The 19,037-nt window shown below is 58.9% G+C and carries 23 protein-coding genes; 22 read left to right on the plus strand and 1 reads right to left on the minus strand.

Going from position 1 to position 19,037, the window contains the following annotated elements; translation table 11 throughout:
* From CPH17_RS00295 to avd, 12 genes are all read left to right on the plus strand, one after another.
* On the plus strand, positions 1 to 450 hold the full coding sequence (locus tag CPH17_RS00295; protein WP_096297744.1) for a hypothetical protein: 450 nt from the start codon (positions 1 to 3) through the stop codon (positions 448 to 450).
* The gene (locus CPH17_RS00300) at positions 443 to 2,701 is read left to right on the plus strand and encodes a portal protein (RefSeq protein ID WP_096297746.1); all 2,259 of its coding nucleotides are present in this window, start codon (positions 443 to 445) and stop codon (positions 2,699 to 2,701) included. Before CPH17_RS00295 ends, CPH17_RS00300 begins: the two co-directional genes overlap by 8 nt.
* Positions 2,702 to 2,952: 251 nt before the next feature.
* A complete protein-coding gene (locus CPH17_RS00305) occupies positions 2,953 to 3,912 on the plus strand; it encodes a hypothetical protein (protein WP_096297748.1) in 960 nt (319 codons plus the stop codon).
* A gap of 51 nt (positions 3,913 to 3,963) precedes the next feature.
* The gene (locus CPH17_RS00310; RefSeq protein WP_157742930.1) at positions 3,964 to 4,908 is read left to right on the plus strand and encodes a phage major capsid protein; all 945 of its coding nucleotides are present in this window, start codon (positions 3,964 to 3,966) and stop codon (positions 4,906 to 4,908) included.
* A 57-nt stretch (positions 4,909 to 4,965) separates the two neighbouring features.
* Positions 4,966 to 5,307, plus strand: coding sequence for a hypothetical protein (locus CPH17_RS00315; RefSeq protein WP_096297750.1), 342 nt, complete (start codon positions 4,966 to 4,968; stop codon positions 5,305 to 5,307).
* 3 nt (positions 5,308 to 5,310) lie between these two features.
* Complete coding sequence (locus CPH17_RS00320; protein WP_096297752.1) at positions 5,311 to 5,961, plus strand: phage adaptor protein; 651 nt, start codon at positions 5,311 to 5,313, stop codon at positions 5,959 to 5,961.
* Positions 5,951 to 6,505 (plus strand): hypothetical protein, encoded by a 555-nt coding sequence (locus CPH17_RS00325; protein ID WP_096297754.1) that lies wholly within the window; start codon positions 5,951 to 5,953, stop codon positions 6,503 to 6,505. The genes CPH17_RS00320 and CPH17_RS00325 overlap by 11 nt, the downstream gene beginning before the upstream one ends.
* Before the next feature lie 32 nt (positions 6,506 to 6,537).
* Positions 6,538 to 6,963, plus strand: coding sequence for a phage tail fiber protein (locus CPH17_RS00330; RefSeq protein WP_157742931.1), 426 nt, complete (start codon positions 6,538 to 6,540; stop codon positions 6,961 to 6,963).
* A 12-nt stretch (positions 6,964 to 6,975) separates the two neighbouring features.
* The gene (locus tag CPH17_RS00335; RefSeq protein ID WP_096297758.1) at positions 6,976 to 8,172 is read left to right on the plus strand and encodes a hypothetical protein; all 1,197 of its coding nucleotides are present in this window, start codon (positions 6,976 to 6,978) and stop codon (positions 8,170 to 8,172) included.
* On the plus strand, positions 8,172 to 8,468 hold the full coding sequence (locus tag CPH17_RS00340) for a phage fiber-tail adaptor protein (protein WP_096297760.1): 297 nt from the start codon (positions 8,172 to 8,174) through the stop codon (positions 8,466 to 8,468). The genes CPH17_RS00335 and CPH17_RS00340 overlap by 1 nt, the downstream gene beginning before the upstream one ends.
* Positions 8,468 to 9,829 carry a phage major tropism determinant gene (locus CPH17_RS00345; protein ID WP_096297762.1) on the plus strand — a complete coding sequence of 454 codons (1,362 nt, stop codon included), beginning with the start codon at positions 8,468 to 8,470 and terminating at the stop codon, positions 9,827 to 9,829. The genes CPH17_RS00340 and CPH17_RS00345 overlap by 1 nt, the downstream gene beginning before the upstream one ends.
* A 9-nt stretch (positions 9,830 to 9,838) precedes the next feature.
* Positions 9,839 to 10,192: a diversity-generating retroelement protein Avd gene (avd, locus tag CPH17_RS00350; RefSeq protein ID WP_096297764.1), complete on the plus strand. Its 354-nt coding sequence runs from the start codon at positions 9,839 to 9,841 to the stop codon at positions 10,190 to 10,192.
* A gap of 381 nt (positions 10,193 to 10,573) precedes the next feature.
* Here avd and CPH17_RS19845 read toward each other — a convergent pair whose 3' ends face one another.
* Entirely contained in the window at positions 10,574 to 11,155 is a 582-nt protein-coding gene (locus tag CPH17_RS19845) for an HNH endonuclease (protein ID WP_157742932.1), read from the minus strand.
* Positions 11,156 to 11,226: 71 nt separating this feature from the next.
* Here CPH17_RS19845 and CPH17_RS00360 point away from each other — a divergent pair, with 71 nt between their 5' ends.
* From CPH17_RS00360 to CPH17_RS00405, 10 genes are read left to right on the plus strand one after another with little or no spacing between them, the layout of a single operon-like run.
* Complete coding sequence (locus tag CPH17_RS00360; RefSeq protein ID WP_096297768.1) at positions 11,227 to 11,667, plus strand: hypothetical protein; 441 nt, start codon at positions 11,227 to 11,229, stop codon at positions 11,665 to 11,667.
* Complete coding sequence (locus CPH17_RS00365) at positions 11,664 to 13,331, plus strand: hypothetical protein (protein ID WP_096297771.1); 1,668 nt, start codon at positions 11,664 to 11,666, stop codon at positions 13,329 to 13,331. Before CPH17_RS00360 ends, CPH17_RS00365 begins: the two co-directional genes overlap by 4 nt.
* A 23-nt stretch (positions 13,332 to 13,354) precedes the next feature.
* Positions 13,355 to 15,010, plus strand: a complete 1,656-nt coding sequence (locus tag CPH17_RS00370; RefSeq protein ID WP_096297773.1) for a phage tail tip fiber protein — start codon at positions 13,355 to 13,357, stop codon at positions 15,008 to 15,010.
* Positions 15,007 to 15,402 (plus strand): hypothetical protein, encoded by a 396-nt coding sequence (locus tag CPH17_RS00375; protein WP_096297775.1) that lies wholly within the window; start codon positions 15,007 to 15,009, stop codon positions 15,400 to 15,402. Before CPH17_RS00370 ends, CPH17_RS00375 begins: the two co-directional genes overlap by 4 nt.
* Positions 15,395 to 15,772, plus strand: a complete 378-nt coding sequence (locus CPH17_RS00380) for a hypothetical protein (protein ID WP_096297777.1) — start codon at positions 15,395 to 15,397, stop codon at positions 15,770 to 15,772. The genes CPH17_RS00375 and CPH17_RS00380 overlap by 8 nt, the downstream gene beginning before the upstream one ends.
* Before the next feature lie 43 nt (positions 15,773 to 15,815).
* Positions 15,816 to 16,304, plus strand: coding sequence for a hypothetical protein (locus CPH17_RS00385; protein WP_096297779.1), 489 nt, complete (start codon positions 15,816 to 15,818; stop codon positions 16,302 to 16,304).
* Complete coding sequence (locus tag CPH17_RS00390; RefSeq protein ID WP_096297781.1) at positions 16,301 to 16,948, plus strand: hypothetical protein; 648 nt, start codon at positions 16,301 to 16,303, stop codon at positions 16,946 to 16,948. Before CPH17_RS00385 ends, CPH17_RS00390 begins: the two co-directional genes overlap by 4 nt.
* 9 nt (positions 16,949 to 16,957) lie before the next feature.
* Positions 16,958 to 17,434 (plus strand): hypothetical protein, encoded by a 477-nt coding sequence (locus CPH17_RS00395; RefSeq protein WP_096297783.1) that lies wholly within the window; start codon positions 16,958 to 16,960, stop codon positions 17,432 to 17,434.
* Positions 17,431 to 17,691, plus strand: a complete 261-nt coding sequence (locus CPH17_RS00400; protein WP_096297785.1) for a bacteriocin — start codon at positions 17,431 to 17,433, stop codon at positions 17,689 to 17,691. Before CPH17_RS00395 ends, CPH17_RS00400 begins: the two co-directional genes overlap by 4 nt.
* 9 nt (positions 17,692 to 17,700) lie before the next feature.
* Positions 17,701 to 19,032: a hypothetical protein gene (locus CPH17_RS00405; protein WP_096297787.1), complete on the plus strand. Its 1,332-nt coding sequence runs from the start codon at positions 17,701 to 17,703 to the stop codon at positions 19,030 to 19,032.
* Positions 19,033 to 19,037 lie beyond the last annotated feature (5 nt).

Consider the following 19,037-nt stretch of genomic DNA (forward strand, 5'->3'; position numbering starts at 1 on the left):
ATGATTCATTCCGCACCGGATAGCGCGCAACAGCAGAGGGCAAACACGGCAGTGCTACGCCTGGCTGGCTTGCAGAGCCGCGATATTGAAAAGCTCGCCCGCGATTCGGCGATGGGTATTGCGCAAGAGCTGATGAAACACCAGATCCCCATTCCGTCTAAAAAGATTCGCCCTGATGTTGGCAACGTTCAGATCGACATGATCATCATCGAGGAGAAGGTATCGACGCCCGAGCCAGGCATGCGACTGCAGTTTGATGTGGAAGGCGGCATGGGCGTGACCTTCACCATTAAGCTGCTGGAGTTCTTACAGGATCCTAAGGGTTACGTTACTGATCTGTTTACCCAGCTTGGCCCGATGCGCCGCAACATTCAGCGGATGCGCACCCACAAGCGTGCTGCTGACGCCGCCATCTATCGCGCACTGACGCAAGGTGCCGCTAATGGCTAATTTGGGACTGCTGCAATACAAGTCCGCCTCAGAAATGCACGTTGAGCAGGCAGCGGAAGCCCAGCAAATGGCGGCAGAGGAAGAGCGTCGTCGCCAGTTGGTAGAGTCGTCGCTGGGCGCGCATATTCGCCGTTCATGGGAGTCTGCCAAAACCGCCAAGCAGGAGGTCGAATACCGGCTGCTTGATTGCCTACGTCGCCGTAAGGGCGAGTATTCCCCCGACAAGCTATCGGCGATTCGCAAGGAAGGCGGTGCCGAGATTTACATGATGCTGACGGCCACCAAGTGCCGCGCCGCGGGCTCATGGATCCGCGACATCATGATGCCCGCCAATGAGCGCCCTTGGGGCCTGCGTCCTACACCTGTTGCCGACGTGCCCGATGAATACATCATGCCAGTGCTTCAACAACTCCAGCAGCAGGCGATGCAGGCACGACAGCAAGGCCAGCCGGTTGATATGGCTGCCTTGGTAGAGCAAGCCCGCGAGCAAGTGCGGCAATTGGCGCAAGAGAAGGCCGAAGAAGCCGCTGAGCGTCATGAAGTGGTGATAGCCGATCAGCTGTCGGAAGGCGGCTGGAACGATGCGTTCGAGCAGTTTGTTGATGATTTCGTTACCTACCCGACGTCCTTCGTTCGCGCCCCTATTCTTCGTCGTGTGCCCACGCTGGAGTGGCTAGAAGGATGGCAGCCGGTCAAGACTACTACGGTACGCCCTGAGTTTGAGCGCGTATCGCCGTTTGATATGTACCCCAGTCCAGACGCCACCAACATTGATGACGGCGCTTTTATCATTGAGCGGGCGCGCTTTACCCGTATGCAGCTTAACCAGCTGATTGGCGTGCCATCGTTCAACGAAGAATCTATTCGTCGGGTGCTTGAGCAGTATGGGCAAGGCGGCTTGCGCGATTGGCTATGGACAGATGGAGAGCGTGCCGAGCTAGAAGGGCGCGGCCATGAATGGCTTACCCACGGTGAAACCATTGATGGACTGATCTACTCCGGCGGCGCCCAAGGCGTCACGCTGCTGCAATGGGGTGTGAGCCCTGACGATATTGAAGACCCGCTAGCTGAATACGAGATTGAAGCCATTCTGATTGGCCAGCACGTTATCCGAGTGCGGATTAACCGCGATCCGCTGGAGCGTCGGCCGTATCACAAGGCGAGCTATCAACCGGTGCCGGGTAGTTTCTGGGGCCAAGCCATCCCGGAGCTGATGGCCGACATTCAGGACGTGTGTAACGCCACGGCACGCAGCCTGGTGAACAATCTCGCTATTTCGTCAGGCCCGCAAGTCGAGGTCTACGAAGAGCGACTTCAGCCCAACGAGGACCCGACCAACATCTACCCCTGGAAAATCTGGCGCACCAAAGACGGCAACGTTACCGGCAACAATGCGGCGGTTCGCTTTTTCCAGCCAAGCAGTAATGCCGCCGAGCTGCTGAGTGTTTACGATCAGTTTGAAAAGCGCGCCGACGATGCAACGAATATCCCCCGCTACACCTATGGCAATGAGCGCGTGGGCGGTGCGGGCGACACAGCTAGCGGGCTGTCGATGCTCATGGAGTCAGCTAACAAGGGCATTAAAGACGCCATTCGCCACATTGACCGCGGTGTGATGCGTCGCGTCATTGAGGCCCTATGGCTCTACAACATGCAGTACAGCGACGACCCCAGCATCAAGGGTGACGTCAACGTCGTGGCGCGCGGCAGCTCGGCGATGCTGATGCGCGAGCAGACCAGCATGCTACGCCAGCAGTTCCTGCAGATGACGCAGAACGAGACGGACATGGGCATCTTGGGCATGGAAGGCCGCCGCAAGCTGCTGGATAGCGTGGCCGAGAAGCTGGATATGCCGGGCCTGATCCCCACGCAAGAGCAAATGGAACAGAACCTGGCGCAGCGGCAGCAGGCGGAACAGCAGCAGCAGGCCGCCGAGCAGGAGCGCGAGCAGGCCAAGGCGCAGGCAGAGGTCGCGGTCAAGAACGCCCAAGCGCAGAAGTACGGCGCCGATGCGTCTGAAACCCAGGCCGAAACCCAAATCGCCCAGCAGAAAGCACCGCTCGATGCGCAGCACCTTCTTGCCGAGATCGCCAAACTGATTGCCGAAACCCAGGGAAAGCAGAATGAACGAGCAACAATGGAAAGCCCTGTCGCGAATCCACAACAGTCAGGACGGCCAATGCCTGCTGGCAATGCTCAAGTCCCAGCGCGAGGACTGTCGCAACAAGCTGGAGCAATGCCGCGATTCTGACGAGATCGCGCGCACCCAGGGCGATGCAGCAAGACTGGCAGACCTCATTGAAAAGCTTGAAACCGCGCGCGAGGTCGTTGATACGCGCTTCAAATAGCCGGGCAGTGCCCGGCCTCACAAACAAGCCGCTTCCTGTGAGGCGGTTTTTTTGTGGGCAACGCTCGGCACTGCAGGTCGAACCCGTTACCCGGATCGTGAACCCCGGCATCTGCCGGCTCACAGAAACGCCGTGAGGCGTCATAGGAGTTGAAATGTCATTACCCCAGTCCGTTCAGGCACAAGCTGACGCTGCCGCCAAGCACTTTGATCGCACGCCAGAGAACCCCGAGGTTGAAGCAGATCCAACCCCGGCTCCTGGCGGCGAACAAAACCCGCAAGACGACACAACGCAGGCTGATGCGGCCAAACCCGACACGACGCAACCCGCTGAGCCACCAAAGGACGAGCCCAAGACCGAAGGCCAGGACGTGCTCTATTGGCAGCACCGCTTTCAGGTATTGCAGGGCAAGTACAACCGGGAAGTTCCAGCGCTGCGCCAAGAGAGCGAACAGCTAAAGCAGCAGGTCGAGGAAAAAGAACGTCGCATCAAGGAGCTTGAGCAACAAGCGCCTACCGCTGATGCCAGCGGCATTACTGATGAGCAGCTCGCCCACTTCAAGAAAGAGTACGGCGAAGACCTGGTGACGTTCATTGAGCGCATGACCCAGCAGAAAACGGCGGCACCGGAAACAGGCAACACCAAAGAGCTGCAAGAGCGGCTGGACCGTCTCGAAGCGGAAAAGCGCGAAGACGCAGAAGCACGCTTTTGGACAAACCTGGAAAAAGCGGTGCCCACGTTCCGGCAGGTCAACAGCGAAGCCGCGTTCCTGCAATTCCTTAGCCAGTTCGACCCTCAGTCGGGCAAGCAGTACCAGCAAATGCTGAGTGACGCGCAGCAGTCCCTGGACGCCAAAGGGGTGGCTGACGTTTTCAATCTCTATCTGAATCAGGCAGCGCCAAAACCGCAAAAGCGAGAGGTCCCCGATGAGCAGGTGGAGCCTCGCACCACGAAAGCAACGCAAACGCCGCAGTCTCAAGGCGGAAAGTTGTGGACCGGTGCCGAGATTTCACAGTTCTACCGCGACAAGACCGCTGGTCGCTATGCGGCGGATGAGGCGCAGCGCCTGGAAGCCGACATTTTTGCCGCCCAACGTGAAGGCCGGGTTCGTTAACCCGGCCGGCGGTTCCGATTCCTCGCCGTGAGGCGATAAGAGGGTATTCCAATGGCAGGTCCAACTCGTGACTCCGGTCACCCCGACTACTCCAGCACGTCCAGCCCCGGGTTTATCCCGCAGGTCTGGTCGGGAAAGATGGTCGAAAAACTCTACCAGCGAACCTGTTTCGCTGAAATTTCCAACACGGATTATGAAGGGGAAATCAAAAGCCAGGGCGACACGGTGATGATCCGCACCACGCCGTCCATCACCATCCGCGACTACGAGCTAGGCAGCGGTCTCAACTACGAGAAGCCGACCAGCGACAAAGTCGAGCTCCAGATCGACAAGGCGAAATACTTTGCCTTTGAAGTGAACGACGTCGACGAGTACCAGGCGGACATCAAGTTGATGGACAACTGGTCGGATGACGCCGGTCAGCAAATGAAGATCGAGATCGACAAGGTGATTCTTGGCGACGTGTTCTCCGATGCGGCGGCCGAAAACGCAGGCACCGAAGCGGGCCGTGAGTCCGGCAGCTACAACATGGGCGAGGCCGGTGACCCGGTGGCCATTTCCAAGACCAACATCCTCGATGTGGTCGTGGATTGCGGCTCGGTGCTTGACGAGCAGAACGTGCCCGACGACGCGCGCTGGATCGTGCTGCCCGCGTGGATGAACGGCATGCTCAAGAAGTCTGACCTGCGTGACGCGAGCGCGATGGGTGATAACACCTCTGTGTTCCGGAACGGCAAGGTCGGCATGCTCGACCGTTTCGACGTGTACATCAGCAACAACATGTCGAAGGTCACCGACGACACCACTACGCGGCAAGCGACCAACGTGATCTTTGGCCACAAGAAGGCGCTGACCTTCGCCAGCCAAATGACCAAGATGGAGAACCTGCCCAACCCGCAGGACTTCGGTCAGCTGGTGCGCGGCCTCAACGTCTTTGGCTATGAGGTCATCGACCCCAACGCCATGGGCCACCTGTACGCAGAGCGCGAAGCCTAAGCGCCCAATACCGCCACCCCGCAGGGTGGCGTTTCACTTACCGTGAGGTAACACGCAATGACGAAATCACTGATTGAGCAGATTGAAGAGGCGGTGACCAAGGATGACCTGGAGCTGCTGGCGGCTCAGCTGAACGTTGAGATCAACAAGCGCCAAGGCGTTGAAACCATCCGCGCCGAGATGCTTGAGACCGCCGAGAAATTGGCCGAGCAGGGCGTCACCCATCCTGAAGGCGAAGGTGGCCAGGGTGGAGATGGTGGCGGCAGCTCAGCGCCTGACGACGAACCTGCGCCCAAGAAAGCGGCGTACAAAGGCCGAATGCTTCAGCACACCAAAAACGGGCGCAAATTCCCATGGACGGCGGCGCTGGCCAAAAGCCGCTACATGAAAGAGGTGTAAGCCATGGCGCAGACGGTCGGCGCGGTAATTGATCGCGCAAAGCGAATCCTGCAGGAGCGCGGTGACGGCATACGCTGGACGGTGGAAGAGTTGGTGGGATGGCTGAACGAGGCGTACATCATCGTCGCCACCCAGCGCCCTGACGCCCACAGCATAACAGCCGACATTAGCCTCCAGGCAGGCGCGCGACAACAAATACCCGACGACGGGCTGCGCCTAATGGACATTTTGGCTAACGAGAAAGGCCGGGCTATTCGCGCCACGGACCGGCGCATGCTGGACACCACGCTGCCAAACTGGGCGGGGGAGAAAGCAAGCCTTGATACCGAGTTTTTTGTTTTCGATGAGCGCACCCCTCGCGACTTCTGGGTATATCCGCCGGCACCAGAGGGCGCCCAGGTATCGGCCGTCTACGTAGAGCAGCCATCGCCGCATGCGGTGGGCGACATGGCAAGCCCGCTGAGCGTCAGCGATCGATACGCACCGGCGTTGCTTGACCTGGTGCTGTATCGCGCCTTTTCCAAGGATGCCGAATCCCAAGCCAACCTTGGCCGGGCGCAAATGCACTACAAGTCCGCCATGGAAGGTGTTGGCATAAAGACGCAGAGCGATACCGCGATGTCGCCAAACGGAGGCGGTCAAGATGCTGGATGATCTCATCGACAACGTGGCACTGGACGTGCCGGACGCGCCGCGGGCAACGATCCGGTCGGCACTGGCGAGGGCATCAAGAGAGTTTTGCACCGAAGCCGATGCCTGGGTAACCGAAGAAGGCCCCGTTATTTACGGAGCCGCTACGGATTACCCGCTGATGGTAGCGCCTGCCGGTGAGGCATTACGCATTGTGTCGCTCACCATGGATGGGCAGACCGTCACCCAGGGCGAGCGATTTGAGCAGGTGTCACCGACCGAGATCGTGTTTCATCGAACCCCTAGTGAAAACGTGATCAGCGGTAGGCTCGCCTGCCGGCCAAAGCGTGGCGACATGCCGCCCAACGAGGTGTTGTCACGCTGGGGAGAGCCCATCGGCGATGGCGCTCGCTGGCGGCTGCTGCTTATGCCCCAAGTGTGGCGAGACCCTGAACTGGCCACCTACTACGAACGACGCTTCTTGGCGGGCATTACCGACGCCAAGCAGCAATCCCGACTCGGCTACGCCCGAGGTGGCGCGCGCGTCAACATGCGGCGCTTTATCTAAACCCACTCCCCACTTGCCGAGAGGTAACTCCCATGGGAGCAATGTCGAACTATCTGGAACAGCGCATGATCAATGCCACGCTACGGGGTGACAACTTCACCGCCCCGGCGGTGGCGGATCTGTATCTTGCCCTTTTCACCTCAGACCCGACGGACGAAAACACCACGGCCAACGAAGTTGGTGAAACGTGGTACAGCCGGAAGCAAACCGGCAACTGGTCGAGCCCGAGCGTTGACGGCGAAGGACGGACGCGCACTGATAACTCATCCAGCATTACCTTTGATGCGGTACAGGATGATGATTCTGCCCACACCATCACGATCACCCATATCGGCATCTACGATTCCGACAGCGCGGGCAACCTGCTCTACCACGAAGCGCTGACCACCCCGAAGACGCTTGAAGTCGGTGACGTTATCTCATTTGCCGCCGGCGCGCTTATTCTGCGTCTCGACTAAAGGGGCTAAGCCATGTTTAACGGCTCCCGGTTTAATGGGTCGGCGTACAACGCTGGCGGCGGTGGCGTGCGCGTACTGCTGGCGTCCGCCGTGCTGGCGGTGTCGTCGGCCGGAAGCGCGGAGCCGTTACGCACGCAGTATGGCAACGCTGACGCGCCCGTCGCGTCGGTTATCTCAGAGCCGCGCGCGGTAGCCGAGCGCGCTGGCGAGTCGCGGGTATATCCCGAGGCTATTTTTGATGTATCTAGGCCTTGGGACCTGGCGACTGCCGGCATGCTGGCCGCGACATGCCTTGAGCCAGAGCACCTGGTTATTCGCGCCGGGCTGGCGTCGCTAGACGGCGATGCGTCGCTCAGCGTGGCGTCGATCCGCTACGCATTCTTTTCCAGCCTTTTGGCCACGGCGGAATTTGACGCTGTCGCGCCGACCGCTATGCGCCCAGGCGTTTCCCAGATAGACGGCGAGACAAATGTAGCAGCGAATGCAACCCGTGCGCAGCCGGGCGAAAGTGCGCTACAAGCAACGGTGCTTGCGACTGTTGATGGCCAAACTTTGGCAGGTGGCGTTGCTGCACTCGACGTCACTATCAGCCTGTTTGCCGAGCCTCACATAAACGGCGAACAGCCTGGCTGGTCAGCCCTTGAGACAGGCGCGAGCCTGACGATCAACGGCGACCGGCTGGCTGGCAGCGTGGCTGACGGCCAGATAGGCGCAACCTTTGAAGCGTCAGCACTCCCAGGGCGGGGCGCGCTTGTTGACGAAGCGCTGGTAACGGCTGAGCTAACGGCAGTTTGGTGGGCGTTTAACTATGAATCGTCAACGCTGACGGTAAGCGCGGCGATAGAAGCGAACCCAACAAAAACGGCTGCCGCCGCATCTCAGCTGGATGCTGAGACAACTGGTCAAGCCATTTGGTCACTGATCGTCGAACCGAGAAAAAGCGTGGTGATGAGTGATGCCACGCTGAGTGCCACACCGTGGCGCATTCGTCACGCATCCGCCTACGCCGATGTGAATAGCACGGCGCGCGCCAAGCCTTACCGCATTTATTTGCTGTCCGTCGATTTGACTGCACTGGGCTCCGCAATGAATGTCCGCCACAGCATCAACCTGACGAACCCGGCGCCTCTTGATCGCCAAATGGCCGTGCCTCGCGAGGCGCGCGCCATGATGGCGCCAGCCGAAAACCGAATAATGGTGGTCTTCTAATGGCTATTTTAGGCACGTTCACAATGCAGCCCGCCGACGAGTGGGACTACGACATTGACTACAGCGACTGGCTTCCTGAGTCGGACGGGCTATCAGAAAGCACGCCGCCCGAAGTAGTCATTTCGCCGGAAGGCCTAACCGCCGAGTCCATCACCCGTGATTACGACAATAAGCGGGTCAAGATTTGGCTACTCGGCGGCGAGGATGGGCAGCGCTATAAGGTCGAGGTGACGACGCGAAGCCGCGAAGGGCGTGTCCGCCAAGATGAATTTTACATAATCGTGAGAGACTTCTAATGGCTGAGATTTACGCCAACAACGTGAGCGGAAAGCTTGCCGAACCGGTTACCGCGTCTGATACAAGTCTGCCGCTGCACTCTGGCCACAACTTCCCTGATCCTGGCAGCAACTGGTACCGAGCCACGCTTTATCGCTGGGAGTTTACCGACAAGGGCGTCAGCGAGTTCGATCACGAGGTCGTGAAGGTAACGGCGCTAAGTGGAGATGTGCTGACCGTCGAGCGCGCACTGGAAGGCACAGCGCTTTCGTATGACCCGGATACGCATATCGAGCTTCGCATGACGGCTGGAAGCGCCAAATCAGCCCTTAAACGCGAAAACCACACCGGCACACAACCCCTATCTACAATCAGCGATGCGGGCACCGCCGCCGCCCAGGACGTCGAGGCATTCGACCCAGCAGGCACGGCCGTAGCGGTAATGCCCACCGCCTTCCAAAAATCAGACGGGAGTCAACCCGCCTGGACAGCCCCCACCAGCACCACGCTAGAAGTCGCCTCTGACATATCACTAGTCGTCGGCTCAACCATCGTCACTATCGCCGCCGGCACATCGGTCACGCTGCCAACGCTCAGCAACGGCACTGACTACACGATCTACGCAAAAGCGGACGGCACGCTCGAAGCCGTCGATGCAGATGACGCTGCCCCGGCGGATTCCCGCAAAGTCGGCGGTTTTCACGTTTTCGATGGTGGCGATGGGATCGCCGAGCGCTCGCTTTGGGATCTCAACTGGAAGCCGTCAGCGCCCAGTCCTCGCGCCCGCGCTTACGACCCTAAGTGCGGGCGCTGGGCTGACATGTATATGATGGACACGGAATACGGCATCAAAGGCTACTCGCGCTGCAATGCCACAATTGCCGACGATAACGACCGACCCATTATCCCGGCCGTTTATGGCGGTAATGGCAGCGATACATATGACTCCATGTCCTGGTGGGTAGCAGTTGACGTGCTGAGCAGCGCAGGTATGCGCCCACCGTTTTACATAGAGTTTACCTCCATTGCCTACGGCGTCGTCGAGCGCCAGGCAGTGGGCACTGACCCAGTCACTACACAGCATCAAGCCGGCCACCGCAGCGACATCGGATGCGAGCAGATCACTGGCGTGATGTACCAGTGGGGTGCCGACATCAACGGCACATCAGCAACGGGCAGCGCCGGATGGGAGGACTGGGCCGAAGGTCGCGGTGACGTCTACACGCACAGCATCCGCTCCCCGCTATTCGGCGCGAACTGGAACGACGGCTCTGACTCGGGCTCTCGGGTCTCGACCTGGGCCTATCAGCCGGACCTCTCCCGCAGCAGCTTCGGCGCCCGCGGCGTCTGTGACCACGTGAACCTGCAAGCGGAGCGATAGCGTAGCGTTATGAAAGAGGCTCCCAAGCGGGTGCAGCCACTGGCCATCGTTGAGCGCTACGACCAGGCCGTGGCGTATTTGTACCCGATTATCCAAAACATACCCCGGCGGCATGGCCGGTACCGCGACAAGCTGCTGGATGCGCTGTTTGCGGTGCCGGGCCTGATCTACACCGCTGCGAAATCCAACCAGGTGAGTCGCATCTATCACGCCGATGCCGCGCTTGCCGAGTTGCGCTGGCTGCTGCGCTTTGCCGCCGCACCCGCGCAAAAACTGATTACCACACATCAACATGAAACGGCCTCAATTCATCTCGCTGAGGTCGGCAAAATGGTCGGCGCTTGGATTAACGCCAAGCGCTGAGCAGGGTGGTGCACGGATACTCCCCGCTATTCGGCGCGAACTGGAACAACGGCTCTAACTCGGGCTCTCGGGCCTCGACCTGGAACAATCAGCCGGACCTCTCCCGCAGCAGCTTCAGCGCCCGCGGCGTCTGTGACGATAATTTTACCCACCGCTGGGACAGCAACCGCTACCCAGGGCGGCCCTTGTGGTCAGCCGTGCACCGACCTCCTTCGGGGAATACATTTCAAGGTCCGCGAAACAGGGCGTAGTGAAACATCGAGACCTGCGCGCGGCATTATTCAATCATCGGCAGGACGCCGATTAAGGGACTAAATTGGCGGCAAAGCGGTATCGCAATTTAATCGAAAAGATTGCAGACCCGGAAAATCTACGCAACGCCTACGAAACGTGTTTCCAAGTAATGCCGCGAGCAATACTAGAAACAGTGCCTTTATGAACGACGGGGTAGTCACGGGCAATAAATCTCAGCGCTTCGCCAGCAGCGTAGCGTTTCCGTATATCGCGAACATCGTCATCAGTAAGGGCTGCGCGACCGTTTTTAGCGCCTTCCGCATAGTTGCCAGTATGCATAAATGCATCTTCAACATTCTCTTTCACCGTGCCGTATTTAAGATTGCTAAGTTCGTTGTGAAGAGAGTTGCCATCAAGGTGCCTGGCTACTTGGGAGCGCGGGCGAACGCCTACCCAGCACTCAAGCATGAAGCGATGAACTGACACCAGCTTGGTTTTTCCGTCTTGGGTGATTCGGCACTTCCGGTAAGGCGGGGTGTGTTTTGGCTGAACGGTGAGCTGGGATACTTCTTCCCAGAAATCGGCTCGTGGCTTAGGGCCGGACCTAGGATAACCAGGAGGGCGAATAGCAGGGCGTGTAAACACATTTCCATTTCTCGAAGTAGCGTAAAAGCTGAATTCGGGGTGGGTCATCACTTCCACATCAGCACCATTAACCTGAATTATCATAGCTCATAGGCCTTTTTGGTGTATGAGATTACAAGTATATCACCATGACTACGTATAACCCAGGAGGCACCATGTTCAGCAAAGACAAAACCGCAGGCCGCGTCGTCTGTTTAGAGGATTACGGACGCGTAAAGAAAGGCGCGATCGTGCCTGCTTCGAACGAGCTATACGCCGATGTTGAAGACTGGCTGGCCGAGGGCAATGAACTGGCCGAGTTCGACGGCTACCCCGAAATCCCGATGAGCGAGGAACAGCTGCAGGAGTGGCGTGAGAGCGCGGTGGTCACGCGCCGACAGGGTAAGCAGCAACTGTTAGCTGATGGTCTACTAGTCAATGTCCAGCCGACTATCGACGCTATCAGCGACGAAACGCAGCGCGGCATGGTGCAAATCTTTTGGGATGATGCTACCGAGTTTGAGCGCAAAAGCCCTGAGCTGAATCAGCTCGGCGCAGACCTGGGGCTAAGTGACGAGCAGATAGATGAGCTTTTTAGGAATGCGAGTCAGCGATGAAAATCCAACACAGCGCCTTTCGTGGTGAGCTACCGATTGTCGACCCGCGGTTGCTGCCAGAGAACAATGCCCAGCGTGCGCGCAATCTTAATCTTAAGCGCGGCACGCTGAGATCGGAAAAGGCACCGCTTCCCGTGGCAGCGCTTCCGGGCGTGACCAATCCCGGCAACCTCTATCACTATGACGCAGGAGGTGATGGCGCCGGATTCTGGTTTTCGTGGGGCGATGAAGACGACATTGATGTCGTGCGCTCACCCATCGCCAGCGATGACTATGCGCGGGTTTACTGGACAGGACAGGGAGCGCCAAAGATGTCGTCCCTCGACATGGCGACGAGCGGCAGCGGGCCATACCCCTCAAACTGGTATCAACTGGGCGTACCTGCGCCCAGCGAAGCGCCAAGCGTCAGCACTCCTGACGACCGCGTGCCGCCCGAGCCCGTCACCAACGCGCAGGGCGATGTGGTTGAGGAAGTGGTGTTCCCGCCCCGTACGGCACTTGAAACCGTGTATGTCGTCACCTGCGTGACGCGCTTTGGCGAAGAAGGGCCGCCAAGCAACCCTTCCGGCTTCATCACGCGCTGGGACAGTGGCGATGATATTCCCGATGGCGGGTCCGTTGAGATCGCGCTACCCAGCATCCCGAGCGGCAACACGGATCTGATTGCCAAGCGCATCTACCGCGCCGAAAGCGGCGGCCAATACCAACTGGTGGCTGAAGTCGACGCCTCAGCCTCCGACTACACCGACAGCGTTAATTCGGCAGCGCTCGGGCGCGTGCTGCCAAGCCTTGAATGGGATATGCCGTCCGCCAAGCTTTCCGGACTGACGCAAATGCCGAATGGCGTGCTGGCCGGCTTCTTTGATAGCACGCTGGCATTCTGCGAGGCCTATCGCCCGCACGCGTGGCCAGTGGGTTACCAGCTTGCCTTCGACGACCCCGTCGTAGGCATTGCGGCGATAAGCAGCGGTCTGGTGGTGGTAACGTCGGGCCAGCCCTGGCTAGTGACAGGTTCGTCCCCGGCCGCCATGTCGCAGATGCGCCTCGACGTCAACCAGCCCTGCGTCGCCAAGCGCTCAGTGGTCGATATGGGCGGCTTTGCCGTCTATGCCTCACCTGATGGGCTGGTGGCGGCAGGCGGCGACGGCGCGCGGGTGATAAGCCGTGAGATATTTACCCGCGAACAATGGCAGGCCCTCAAGCCTGAGACCATCCATGCGTACCGATACGATGGCCGCTATCTTGCGTTTTACGGCGGCGGATGCTTCGCGCTGACGCCGGGCGAAGGCGTCGAGTTTTACGACCTCGATGCAAGCGGCGGCTATTACGACGTGACGCGCGACACGCTTTACTTGATCCAGGGTGGCGATGTTGCCGCCTGGGGGAAGGGCGAGGCGCTTACCTTTACCTGGCGCTCCCGGCGCCACGAAGTCCCGCCCGGCTCGGCGGGCTTTAGCTGCGCCAAGGTGATCGCCACGCGCTATCCGGTGACGCTGCGCATTATCGCCGACGGCGAGACTATGGTTGATACCGACGTGGACGACGCGCAAATGTTCCGGCTGCCGCCTGGCTTCACGCTGTCGCGAGACTGGGAGATCGAGCTATCCGGCAGCCACGATATTCAGTCCGTGCAAGTCGCCACCTCGCCGACTGAGCTTATTTAACAACGCCTAGCCGTGAGGCTCGCATGACGAATCGACGCAAGTCACTACCGCCGATTGACCCCAAGACAGACCCCAAGCTTCGACCCTTCCTGGAAGCCCTGAAAGAAATTACGGAAACCGGTGACGGCGTTCGCGGCGACCCACTGGATAGAAAGCTGACGCAACGCGACCTGATTGATGCCGGCATTGCCAGGTTGCGCAACGGAAGTCAGAGTGAAATCGGCCCCAACGACCAGCCTATTGATAACGAGCCGCCGGAACCAGTACGCATACCGCCCAGACCGACTGGCTTTAATGCCGCCGGCAGCTTTGGCTACATCGTGCTGTCCTGGAACATTCCCCGCGAACTGTATTTGAATCACGCGTTCACCAATATCTACCGCAGCGAGGCCGACAACTTCGCCAATGCCGAGATGATAGGCCGCGACGCGGGCATGATGTACACCGACCATGTGCGAGAGGTCGATGAAGAGGATGTTGGGTTTTACTACTGGATAACGTTCACTAGCACAGAGGGCGCAGAAGGCCCGCCCAACAGCACCGACGGCACCTATGCCGAGGTTATCCCTGATATTGGCTTCCTGCTGGATCGCCTTTCGAGTGATATTGATGACAGCAAGCTGGCGAAGTCTTTACTCGAGCGCATGCCCGGCTATCAGGAAACTGTCTCGGACGACGGCGATATCTATAGCTTAACCCTCAACCAGGAAGGCTACATTTCAGGCATTGGCGCCTATAACGATGGCAAGACCAGTGACTTTGCCGTGATTGCCGACAGGTTCTGGATAGCCAGGCCCGGCAGCCAAGACAAGCGCAAGCCGTTCATTGTTCAAAACGACAAGGTTTATATCGACACCGCGCTTATTCGCGACGCCTCAATACAGCAAGGCCAGCTAGGTCCCATCTCAATCGGCAAGATTACGGACGGGGACGGCTCGCCGGTCACGACCGTGGCAGGCAAGCTAAAAGGCGAACTGATCGATGCGGAAAACCTGCGCGTCGCCGAAGCCGCCAAGTTTTACGGCAACGTGTTCTCAAACAACTTCAGGGCCGGACAGTCTGGCTGGGCCATTTATCAAAGTGGTGACTTTGAGCTGAACCAGGGCCGTATCAGGTCATCCGTTCAGGTCGGCAACAGCACGATGGGTAACGTGGTAAGCAGTGTTGATAGCTGGCGTCGCCCTGGCTCCACCCTGATAGACGGCAACAAGATATTTACCGGCGATGCGTATGTAGACACGCTGCAGATAAAGGGGCAGGCCGTCACCTTTCCGGCGAGCTCTTATGTCGCTGCCCAACGGTCAATAGGTTCAAGCTGGACAACCATCCGGCAGGTCAGCGCGTTTGTTACCGGCGAGTCGGTGCAAGTGACAGGCGGGTTCTCTTTCCGTACCGCGATTAGCGAGTCTGATCACTACATCGCTGCCTACGCGAGGCTGGTGGAAGGCGGTAGCGTGCTGTGGGAAGGCCTGATCGGCAATACGTTCGTCACCTTTGATCGCGACGGGTTTAACTTCTACGTCTACACCTTCAGCCCGGTGGGTTCGGCAACCCCGGTGGCCATCACAAAACCAGCAAGAGGTACCCGCACCTTTAGTCTGCAAGTTAGAAGAACCGGTAGCGGCGGCACTCTCTACGTCTCAAACAGGTTTATCGGCATCGTGGAGCTCAGACGATGACAGCGACATATGTGATTTACAAGACGGATACCGGCGAAATAACGTCGGTCTATCACGGACCGGAAGGGACGGCGGACATCCAGTGCGAAGCCGGCGAGTCGTTTTTAGAGGCATCGGAAGCCGTCTGTGACCGCACATTCTTTGTGGATGTCAGTAGTGGCGCACCTCATGTCGTGCCAAAGATGCCGCGCAACACCGCGTTTTCGCTGTCAGGCATGACGGTGCTGTTCCCGGCCCTACCCAAGAGCACGATCATTAAAGTGGGGGAGTCGGAGGTGACGGCAGACGGCGTTGATGATGCCGTCGAGTTTGAAGTGCCCGGCACACACTCGATTGAGTTGAGCGGTTCAATTAAACACCTTGATGAGACGATCGAGGTGTACATTGACTAAATTAAGCGTTACCCAGTTTTCAGGCCGCGACGACGCTGAGCGTTATTATTTGGCGCAAGCTGACTCGCTGGCAGAAAAGGCGCGCAGCCAGTTCTTAACCCCCGGATCAGGCCAGGCCGCCACCTATGAAGCCAAGTATCAAGAGGCGCTTTCAGGCGGTGGACCTTTCCTTGAGGCTGAGGCGGAAGCGCTGGGCGTTAGCGTCGAGACGGTCGCCGCCTCCGTCATTGCCGCGCGTGAAAAGTGCCGCGGTAAAGAAGTGGTCATCGAAAAGGCGCGCGCCGGCGCCAAACAGCGGGTACGCCGCGCGTCTACGGCCGCCGACATGCACCGCATCGTGAAAGCGTTTAGCGAAGAACTCAGCGCTTAACCCTGCTACACTAATGCCTAAATTGGCCCACCGTGAGGTGCCCATGCCACGCCCAAATGAAGCTGCGTTCCTGCGCAGCGTACTGCAGAACAACGAAGCCGCCGCGCAATACTGTGAGGCACTGTTTCGTATATCGCAAACCCTGGACGACCTGATCGACAAAGACCACGCCGTAACCGACACGGCCGTGATTCAGGCGTTCTGGGAAGCGTTGATCGAACTCCCCGCCAACCCGTTCTATCGCCAGCACGAGCCTTATTTACGCCCCCTGATGGCCTCGGCGCTTCAAGACTGGCGCGATAGCGTTTGCTTCGAGCGCACCGACAGCCATCACCTTCGCTCCGTCGCCTTTGTGTTGCGCGACCAGCTCGCCACGCTGCTCATTCAGTGCGCCTATCTGGTGGGCGGTTACCAGTGGATGAGCGAGGTCAGCGTGCCCGTGCGTCAGCATATCCACGAAGACACGCTCGGCGACTACATGGCATCGCTCAACACTCCACCCGAAAATGATAGCCAGGAGGTGAGCCAATGAGCGGCGGCGGTGGCGGCAGCAGTGATATCAAAGACACGCCCGAACAGCGCGAGCTGGCGGCCGTAGCGGCGGACAAGTGGAATTACGCCCAAGAAAACTTGGCGCCGCTCGAAGATGCGTACATGAAGCAGGTCGGTGACATGACCGGCGAAGGCAACATGCGCTACATCGCCGGCCGTACGATGCAAAGCCAGCAGCAGGCGGGCAGCGAGGTAAGTCAACAGGCAGGCCAGCAGCTTCAACAAGGCGGCATCAACCCTAATAGCGGGCGTTACCAGGGCGAAATGGAAGGCCTCAGCATGGATGTCGCCCAGGCAGGCGGCGAGACGCTGGGACGCGCCCAGTTCGAGCAGGAGAACCAGCAGATTCAGGGCCTGCAAAACATTGTCTCTATTGGCCAAGGCGAGTCTGGCCAGGCACAGCAAGGGCTGGCAGGCATCGCCGGCCAGTCAGCGGCAGACGCCCGCCAGTCGGCCACAAAGCAATTCAACCGGCGCAGCTCCAATCTTCAGTTGCTTGGCCAAGTGGCTGGTGCAGGCGCCTCGTACGGCATGAACGGATCGTCAGCTCCCGCGACGGGCGGGGCGGCTACGCCGGGTTACCAGCAAGGCCAAGGCCTGGACCTATATGGCAGCGGCATCTAAGGAGGCGTCATGCAATATCAACCCACCCTCGGCCAGGTGAATTACGCGCCGTCACAAGTGGCTCAGCAGCGGGTAAATCCAGGGCAGGCGTTCGAAGGCGACCAGGGCGCGTCCAAGCTGTTGGGTGATCTCAACCGCGCCCAATGGAATGACTGGAAAAGCCGGTTTTCGCCTTATGTTGACCGGCTGGCCGCCGTTGCTCAAGACGGCGACGCCTCACAGAAAGCGGCCGCCAACGCCAGCAGCGCGATGGGCCTTTCTTTTGATGCCAACCAACAAGCACAGGACCAAGACCGCCAGAGCTTTGGCGTTAACCTGTCGCCACAACAGGAAGCCGCGCAATCTCGCCGGAACAATGTTCAGCGCAGCGCATCGATGGTGAGCGCCGGTAACCAGGCCCGCATATCCGCACAAGATCGACAAGGCGCGATTCTTGCCGGCGGCATGGGCCTTTCCAATATCCCTGACCAGGTAATGAACCAATGAGCTACGGACTAATGGGGCTTCGTCAAGAAATGGAAGGCGAGGCCATGCAGGGCCTTTCGGACTTAGCTGGTCAGCAACGCGAAGCCGAGCGCCACGAAGATCGAATGGAGCAGGCTGAAAAGCAGCAGCAAATGAGCGCCGTCGGCACGGGCGCAGCCGTTGGCATGGCCGCCGGCGCGCAAGCCGGTAGCGTAGGCGGGCCCATGGGCGCCGCTATCGGTGCAGGCATCGGCTTGCTGGCCACGTCGGTATTCTAGGAGATCATCATGGCAGGACTTGATACGCGCGGACTGGCGAGCGGCTTTGCACAAGGCTTTGGCTTGATGAGCCAACACCAGCAGCAGCAAAAACAGAACGAACGTGCTGACCAGCAAATGGAAATGCAGGCTGAGCGCTTCGATATGCAAAAAGAACAATACGAAGGGCAGAAACAAGAGGCGGCGCGCGCCCAGGAAATGGAAGCCTTGCAGTTCACGCTCGGCAAGATAAGCAGCGGCATGGACGTTGACGAAAGCGAGATCGAGTTGCTGCGCAAAAACCCCAAGTATTGGCCCGCCCTGGACCCCGATACCGACGCCTCGATTGAGCAAGCACAGCAGGTCATCGACCCCAATACGGAGGTTGATGCCAACGACCCGAAAAGCCTGGCAGCGCTCAACCAGATGTTCGGCGCCGAGATCAACAAAGGCGACGGCGGGCAAAAGCGAGTGGTCGGCATGTACCCGGGCACCGATGGCGAGAGCGTGATGCTGGAGCTGGAAGTGCTCGGCGAAGACGGCAGTCGTTACAACGCGCCGATGACCAGAGGCCGCAGCAATACCGAAGACGACGATACGGTGATGCAGATTCCTGTTGAGCGCATGGTGGAGCAAACCCAAGGCATGCGCATGTTGCGCAATACCATGCAGGGGCCCGAAGCACAGCGCCAGGCCGCCAGCGTGCTCGGAATTTTACGCGGCGACAGCAATGAGTCGTGGGAGCTTGAAGAACACCCCCGCCTTGGCGCCATTCAGCGCAATACCAAGACCGGCGAGATCAAACCTATTCGCCCGGGGGCGGGTAGCCCGCATGACAAGAGTGGTGGTAGTGAAAATTATTGGAACCGGCCGACCGCGACACAAAAAGACATTGAATACATGGTAACGAACGGACTGGCGCCTGATCGTGAAGCTGCCTGGGAAATGCTGCGTCAGGGCAGCGGCGACAACAGCTATTCGCGCTCAGAAGATCGCATCGACGCACTAAGGAACCGCGCCGAAGACTTAACCGCTACGATTAACGGCGAGGGCGCGACCATCCCAAGCGAAGAAGAGCTGGAGCAGGCACAAGAAGAGCTTCGCTCGGTACAAAGCATGATAAGGGATACTGAAAACAGAACGTACGGAATCGACATGTCGAACGGTTCTGACCAGCAAGGCTCTACTTCGCAGCGACGCTCTGGGACAGAGGGAAGAGGCAACGGCGGAAATAGTAGTGAAGGTAATCGAGAGGCAGAAAGCAAGAGGAATGGCGAAAGAGGGCTGAGGCCCGGACCGAAGCCTGAAGAAGACAGAGACATCAACACCGATGCTGACGCCATCCTGAATAAGTACTTCTAAGCACA

The organism is Halomonas sp. hl-4, assembly GCF_900215475.1.
Taxonomy (GTDB): domain Bacteria; phylum Pseudomonadota; class Gammaproteobacteria; order Pseudomonadales; family Halomonadaceae; genus Vreelandella.